General features: G+C 70.8%; 6 protein-coding genes. 3 read left to right on the top strand and 3 right to left on the bottom strand.

From position 1 onward, the window contains the following. Positions 1-476 (bottom strand): AraC family transcriptional regulator (locus FMQ63_RS36545; protein ID WP_228556568.1); only part of this gene is annotated, 476 nt, incomplete at its 3' end. Positions 477-622: 146 nt separating this feature from the next. Between FMQ63_RS36545 and FMQ63_RS36540 the strand changes: the two genes are divergently transcribed. Then, a complete protein-coding gene (locus tag FMQ63_RS36540) occupies positions 623-1744 on the top strand; it encodes a metal-dependent hydrolase (RefSeq protein ID WP_011551258.1) in 1122 nt (373 codons plus the stop codon). A gap of 132 nt (positions 1745-1876) precedes the next feature. Here the strand turns inward: FMQ63_RS36540 and FMQ63_RS36535 are convergent, their stop codons facing one another. Continuing rightward, entirely contained in the window at positions 1877-2743 is an 867-nt protein-coding gene (locus FMQ63_RS36535; RefSeq protein WP_011551259.1) for a 50S ribosomal protein L11 methyltransferase, read from the bottom strand. 40 nt (positions 2744-2783) lie between these two features. Between FMQ63_RS36535 and FMQ63_RS38285 the strand changes: the two genes are divergently transcribed. Next, a complete protein-coding gene (locus tag FMQ63_RS38285; protein ID WP_225888560.1) occupies positions 2784-3149 on the top strand; it encodes a hypothetical protein in 366 nt (121 codons plus the stop codon). Further along, positions 3146-4057 (top strand): hypothetical protein, encoded by a 912-nt coding sequence (locus FMQ63_RS36530; protein ID WP_225909763.1) that lies wholly within the window; start codon positions 3146-3148, stop codon positions 4055-4057. The genes FMQ63_RS38285 and FMQ63_RS36530 overlap by 4 nt, the downstream gene beginning before the upstream one ends. 33 nt (positions 4058-4090) lie before the next feature. On the opposite strand, the gene FMQ63_RS36525 is transcribed toward FMQ63_RS36530, so the two are convergent. Further along, complete coding sequence (locus FMQ63_RS36525) at positions 4091-6694, bottom strand: pitrilysin family protein (protein ID WP_026114150.1); 2604 nt, start codon at positions 6692-6694, stop codon at positions 4091-4093. Between the last annotated feature and the right edge of the window lie 284 nt (positions 6695-6978).

Genomic DNA, 6978 nt, shown 5'->3' with positions numbered 1-6978 from the left:
GGGGCGGGGTGGGCGAAGGAGACGTGGCGCGGATTCCACGGGTGTTCGGTGAGCTGGCGCCCGACATGGACGAAGAGGGCCAGTCCGAACTCGCTGGCGTGGCGGCCGTAGGCCAGGGGCTCGCCGGGGATGCCGTAGACGAAGGTGCCGCTGCCGTCCGGTGCGTCCTGGAAGGAGGCGCGCCAGGCGGGCTCCAGCAGCGCCATGTACCGGGCCAGCGCGCGGAAGGTGTCGCGGACGGTGGGGGAGGCCCGGGCGATGTACTCCACCAGTCCGTAGTTTCCGCGCGGGACTCGCTGCGCCACGTGCAGGCCGAGGAAGGCGTCTCCGGACAGGGCCTCGGCCGCGTCGAGGAAGGCGTGCAGGGTGGCCAGCGGGAGGGTGACTTCGGGCAGCGCGCTCGCGTTGGCGGGAAGCCCGAAGCGCTCCACCAGAGGGGACGGGTCGCGCCCCGTCGCGCGCAGGTAGGCGAGCATCGGTCCCACGAGCTGGGAGCGGACGTCGGTTGGTGGCCGGGAAGGGGGCGGCGTCTCCACGCGGGCGCGACGCTACCGTGTCTCGGGCGCGGGGCCCACCACCCTGGAGAGGCGCTGGACGGTGCGGGCAGGCCTAGAGTGGGGGCATGGACAATCTGGCTCACTCGCTCGTCGGTGCGTGGATGGCGGAGGCGGGGCTGAAGCGCACCACGCCGCTGGCCACCGCGACGCTCGTCATCGGCGCCAACCTGCCGGATGTCGATGGCCTCGTCACCCTGGCGGGCTCGGATGCGTCGCTCTACTGGCGCCGGGGCTGGACGCACGGCGTGCTCGCCCTGGCCCTGTGGCCCTTCGTCCTCACCGGGTTGATGCTGCTCTGGGACCGGTACGTGCGCAGGCGCAGGCATCCGGACCTGCCGCCGGCTCGCTTCGGACCGTTGCTGATGCTGTCCACGTTGTCGGTGCTGAGCCACCCCGCGCTGGACTGGCTCAACACATATGGCGTCCGGCTGCTGATGCCCTTTGACGGGACGTGGTTCTACGGCGACGCGCTCTTCATCATCGACCCGTGGGTGTGGCTGCTCGCAGGCGCCGCCGTCATCATGGCGGATGCGCGCACGCGCAGGTCCGCCGCGGGGTGGGTGGTGCTCGGTGTTGCCTCCACCGCGCTCATCATGGTTCCCGCGTTCGTCCCATGGCCCGCGAAGGTGATGTGGGCCGTGGGTGTGGCCGCCATCGTCTGGTTGCGGCTGCGTGGGACCCACGTCCTCTCCGCGCAGCGTGTGGCCCGGGTCTGCGGCGTGGGCTTGTTGCTCTACCTGAGCGCCATCTTCGTGGGCTCTCAGGTGGCCGCACCGGGTGCGCTGGAATGGCTTCGCTCGCAGAACCTCCCTGTGGAGCGCGCCATCGCGGGACCGCTGCCGGCCAACCCCTTCGTGCGGGACATCATCGCCTTGGGGCCGGACCGCTACCACTTCGTCCGAGCCGACTTCCTGGCGGGCGACGCCGGCCGCTTCCGCATCAGTGACGCCAGCGTGCCGCGTGAAGCCCAGCCCGGGCCTGTCATCCAGGCCGCATTGTCGGCGCCGCAGATTCGAGGGCTGGCCAACTGGCTGCGCCTGCCCACGTACCAGGTGGATGAGCGCGCCGATGGATGGCGCGTCACCATTCGGGATGTCCGTTACTCGCGAATGCAGAGCGGCGGCTTGGGCACGGCGGTGGTGGTGCTGGATGGTGCGCTGCGCCCCGTCCGGGTCGAACGGCCGTAGGGGCATGTCCTCCGCCTCTCGCGATGCCGGGCGGGAGGTGAGGCCGGTGTCAGGGCCGGCGCCCGCGAGCGATGCCTGGCACCCCAGGGCCGCCGTCCCCGCACATGCCTCACGGGGACGGCGCCATGTACTTCAGCGCTGCAGGTCGATGCGCACCCATTCGCCCTGGGTGGCGCCGGTCAGCACGGTGAGGCCCAGGTTGCGGTAGGCGGCTTCCACGTCCGCGCGCTGGTGGGAGAGCACACCCGCCAGCACGAGCCGGTCCTTGGTCTTCGCCACAATCAGCGGGGCCAGCTCGATGAGCGTGTTGGCCAGGATGTTGGCGAGCACCAGGTCGAAGGTGCCCTCCACCTGGGTCAGCTCCTTGCCGGAGACCTCGATGTCCGGCGTGCCGTTCTCCGCTTGGTTCTCCTGCGCCAGCTCCACGGAGATGGGGTCGTTGTCGGTGGCCACGGTGCGGCCCGCGCCCAGCTTCTTCGCGGCGATGGCCAGCACGCCCGTGCCGGTGCCTACGTCCAGGACGGCGGCGCCCGGGTGCTCGGCCATGTATGCGTCCACCGCGGCCAGGCACAGGGACGTCGTCGGGTGGTCGCCGGTGCCAAAGGCCATCTTCGGCTCAATCACGAGCTGCACGGTGCCCGCGGGCGCGTTCGCCTTGTCCCACGGAGGACCGACCCACAACCTGCCCACATGCACGGACTTGATGAGCGACTTCCACTCGTTGCTCCAGTCCTGCTGGGGCTGCTCATCCAATGTGAGCTTCGCCTCGGGGAAGGACGACGCCACCTCGTCACGGGCGGACTCGGCCGTGTCGCGCTCGTCGAAGTAGCCGATGATGATGGCCTCGCCAGGGTTCGGTCCGCGCACGCCCGGCATGAGGGGCGCTTCGCGGTCCCGCACTTCGAGGCCCAGCGCGCCCGACTCGTGGAGGAGGTCCTGTACGGCCTCGGACGCTTCCTCGGGCAACTCCACTGTGAGTGACAGATAGGTCTGGGACATGCGGGCCCTTTAATCCCAGCGTGGCTAGCGTGGAAGCGCCGTGAGACGCCTCATTCGCTGGTGGCCCCTGATCTGCCTGACTGCCTGCTCGGGTCCGGACGCGCCGGATGCCGCGGTCTGTCGGGATGTCGTCGTCCGGCTTTGCCGCTCGGCGGCGGCCTGTCCCGGCGTGGCGGTGCAGCTTGACCTGGGGCTGGGCTGCGAGGCCACCCTCCTCCGGCGGACGGGCTGCGAGGACGACGCCTTTGCCTTCGCATCCCTCACGCGGGAGCGCGTCCTGGAGTGCCGCGAGCCTCTGCTCAGTTGGGGCACGTCCACGGACCATCCTCCGACCTGTGCGGACGCGACGCGGTTTCTCACCGAGTGCCCGGACGTTGCGGGCTTCTTCCGGGAGGGCCAACCATGAAGCGTCTGGGGGCGGCGGTGTTGGTGATGGCGGTGGGGTGCGCGCCGCTGGACGTGGAGCGGAGGACGGAGCGCGGGCCGCTCTTGCGGACCTACGCCCAGGAGAAGGCGCTGAACGAGCGCATCCCCTTCGCCACGACGCAGGTGCAGTGGCCCCAGCTCACGCTGGCGTTCTCCTCGTCGGACATCTGCCGCACCGAGCAGCATGGGGAGTACGCGGAGGACATCATCTCCACGCACAGCAACACGGGCGCGGCGGCGGCCGTGAGCACCGGAGGCATTCTCACGGTGCTGGGCGGGACGCTGCTGGTGGGGCGCACGCTGTTCTCGGACACGCCGAACCGCTCCGCCATCGATGAAAAGGGCCGTTACGGCGCCTCCAGCCGCGACGTCGCCACGGGGTGGGGCTTGGGGCTGCTCATCGCCGGTGTGCCCGCGGTGGTGGCCGGCATCGTTCAGCTCTCCCGTAGCGGCGAGACGCGGGAGACGCGAAAGACGGATGAGCTGCTGTCCTTGCGCGAGGTGCCCTGCCAGCCCAAGCCCGTGGACGGCGTGGTGGAGCTGGCGGGAGGACCGGGCCCGCAGCCTCCGCCCCGGCTCACCCTCAACGGGGCGCTGGTGCTGACGGCGGACGAGATTCGGCAGCTGTCCTTCGTCGGACTGGCGCTGGATGGTACGCCCGTCACGCTGGAAGAAGAGGACCTGGACCGGCTGGAGACCTTCCGCACCTGCGCGACGCTGCTGGCCACGCCGGTGGACCCGCAGGCGCTGGCTGGAGAGGCGCGCTCACAGCCGGACCGCCTGCGGATGAAGCGGGAGCTGGCGCGGGGCTGCACGACGCTTCCGGGCGCTCCGGCACAGCCCCTGCTCGAAGCCATCGAAGGCGCCCTCGGGAGCACCGCCCTCTAGGGGCGGCGTGTCCTCCCGAGGGACTCCGCGTCGCTACGGCCCGACGACGGCCAGCGCGCTGCGGTCGAAGTTGATGATTTTGCGCGCCACCTCGCGCACGTCGTCCGCCGACACCTTGGCGACGTGGTCGGCGTAGTGGAGGAAGTTCTCCAGGCCCAGGCCGTAGCAGGTGTCCAGCGCCAGCAGCGCCGCGCGCGAGCCGTTGCGCTGCAGGCCAATCTCGTGCGTGCCAATGAGGTGCTGCTTGGCGCGCGCCAGCTCCTCGGCCGGGATGGGCTCGTCGCGCACGCGCTCCAGCTCCGCCCGGATGCCGGCCAGCGCCGCGTCCACCTTCTCCGGGCTGGTGCCCATGTACGTGGCGAAGTAGCCCGGATCCACGCCTTCGATGGCGAACGAGCTGACGCTGTACGCCATGGAGCGCTTGTCTCGCAGCTCCACGAAGAGCCGCCCGCCCTGGCCAGACAGCACCGTGGAGAGCACCTCCAGCGCGTGCTGCTGCGGGTCGCCCACGCGGATGCCCGGGAAGCCGAGCACCAGGTGCGCCTGGGCCCGCGCCAGCACCTTCTTCGCCTCGCGAGGCCCCTCCAGGGGCGCCTCCAGCGACACCTTCGGCGGCGGGGCCGCCTTGCCGCGCGACGCGCCGAAGTACTCGCGCGCCAGGGCCATCACCTCGTCCACCTTCACGTCGCCCACCACGCTGAGCGTCAGTTGCGACGGGTCCATGTGCGCCGCGTGCCACGCGCGCAGCAGCTCCGGCGTCAGCTTCTCCACGGACGCCTGCTCACCTGTGGTGGGCATCCGGTAGGGGTGCGTGCGGTAGATGGTCTTGCTGAACAGGTCGAAGGCCACGCTGGACGGCTTGTCCTCGCGCGTGAGGATGTCCTGGAGCAGCAGCGTGCGCTCGCGGGCGACCTCGGCCTCCGGGAACGAGGGATTCAGCAGGCAGTCCGCGAAGAGGCGGAAGGCCGGCTCGAAGTGGCGCGACAGGAACTCACCGCGCAGGCCCACCGAGTTGCGCCCACCCTGGCCACCCAGGCTGCCCGCGTACGCGTCGATGAGGTCGGAGACCTCCTCTGCGTCGTGCGTCGGCGTCCCCCGCGTGATGCTGCGGGTGAGCAGCGTGGTGATGCCGTTGTCCTCCGGCGTCTCGTAGCGCAGACCGCCCGCGAAGGCGGCGCGGATGGCGAACAGCGGCACCGCGGGCTCCACGCGCACGACAATCGTCGCGCCCGACGGCAGCTTCTCCGTGATGATGTCGCTGGGGCCGGCGCTCGTGCCCTTCAGGATGCGCACCGGCGAGTCACTCACGGCCACCTTGCGCGGCTTGCGCTCGGGCGGCGCCGCGGCGGGCGCGCGGTCCACGGCATCCAGCACCTCGTGCACCTGCGCTTCCGTCAGCGGCGTGCCCTCCGGCAGCAGGCCGGTGACGACGGCGCGGTCGAAGCGCAGGTAGCGCTCGGCGGCGGCGCGCAGGTGCTCGGGCGTGAGGTTGCGCACGGCCTCGTAGTAGCGGGCCTCCGCCTCCAGGCTGCCCATGCCGGACTGGTAGAAGCCCATCTTCCGGGCCACGCCCTGCACCGTCTCGCGCTGGTACACGGCCTCCGCTTCCACCAGCGCCTTGGCCGTGGCCAGCTCCTCCGCCGTCACCGGCGTGGCGCGCAGCGTGGCCAGCCCTCGCGCCGCCTCCTCCAGCGCCCGGACGGCGTTGGCGGGCTGGAGCGTCATCGACGCGGAGAAGAGGCCCGGGTCCGTGGGCGTATACGCGAAGGTGTGGATGTCGTTGACCAGGTTGTGGCGGCGCTTCACCTCGCGCACCAGCCGGGACGCGTCTCCCTGGCCGGCAATCATCGCCAGCACGTCCAGCGCGGGCACGTCCTCGTGGTCCGCCTGGGGAATCCCGAAGGCCAGGTGGAGGTAGGCCTCCTTCACCTCGTCCGGGCGCAGCAGGATGCGCCGGCCCGCGGCCACGGGCTCCGGGGCGCGCGCTACCCGGCCCTCATACGGCCGGCCCCAGTCGCCGCCGAAGATGTCGTCCACCCACTCGCGCAGCTCCGCCTCGCGCAAGTCTCCCGCCACCGACAGCACCAGGTTCTTGGGCGTGTAGTGGCGGTGGTAGAACTCCAGCACCTTCTCCCGCGTGAAGCTGCGCACGCTCTCGTCGGTGCCGATGACGGGCAGCCGGTAGGGGTGCACCTGGTAGGCGGTGGAGAAGAGGTCACGCGAGGCACGGCGGGACGGCGTGTCCTGGCTGCGCTTGATTTCCTCGCACACCACCTCGATTTCGCGCGACAGCTCGCCTGCGTCGAAGGCCGACCGGCGCACCGCATCGCCCAGGATGTCCAGGCCCATCCGGGCGAACTGGCTGGCGATGACGATGTGGTAGACGGTCTGGTCGTAGGAGGTCCAGGCGTTGATTTCGCCGCCATGGGACTCCACGTCCCGGGCGACCTCACCGGGGCCGCGGCGCTCGGTGCCCTTGAAGAGCATGTGCTCGTGCAGGTGGGCAAGCCCTGCCTGGTCCGGCCGCTCGTCGGCGCTCCCGGCCTTGACCCAGACCTGGAAGGCCGCGACCTTGGCGGCGTGCTGCTCCTCGAAGACGACGGTAAGCCCGTTGGGTAGCGCGTAGCGGATGGCCATAGAAACTTCCGAAGCTGTCACCGGCCCACTGGGAGGGCAAGGCGAGGTGTGATGTTTTCCCTCACTGGCTAACGCCTGGGAGCCTCGGCGTCGAGGAGACTGTACGGCTGCCGTCCGACCGGATGGATGGACTTCGGACGCGCACATGCCCACGCGTCTCTGGTCGTGAGCCCGTTCGGGGGGTAACCTGCGCCCGCCCATGCCGTCACCTCCGGAAGAGGTGGATCCGCTCGCGGACCTGCGCGAAAGCCTGGACCTGGAAGACACCGGTGCCTCGGTGGCCC

This window comes from Myxococcus sp. CA005, from assembly GCF_006518205.1.
Taxonomy (GTDB): Bacteria; Myxococcota; Myxococcia; order Myxococcales; family Myxococcaceae; genus Myxococcus; species Myxococcus xanthus.
This window is presented reverse-complemented; position numbering and strand designations above follow the sequence as displayed.

Coding starts and splice junctions, on each gene's coding strand:
- FMQ63_RS36535 (WP_011551259.1), bottom strand. CDS start 2,743: ATGTCCCAGACCTATCTGTCACTCACAGTGGAGTTGCCCGAGGAAGCG.
- FMQ63_RS36530 (WP_225909763.1), top strand. CDS start 3,146: ATGAAGCGTCTGGGGGCGGCGGTGTTGGTGATGGCGGTGGGGTGCGCG.
- FMQ63_RS36525 (WP_026114150.1), bottom strand. CDS start 6,694: ATGGCCATCCGCTACGCGCTACCCAACGGGCTTACCGTCGTCTTCGAG.
- FMQ63_RS36540 (WP_011551258.1), top strand. CDS start 623: ATGGACAATCTGGCTCACTCGCTCGTCGGTGCGTGGATGGCGGAGGCG.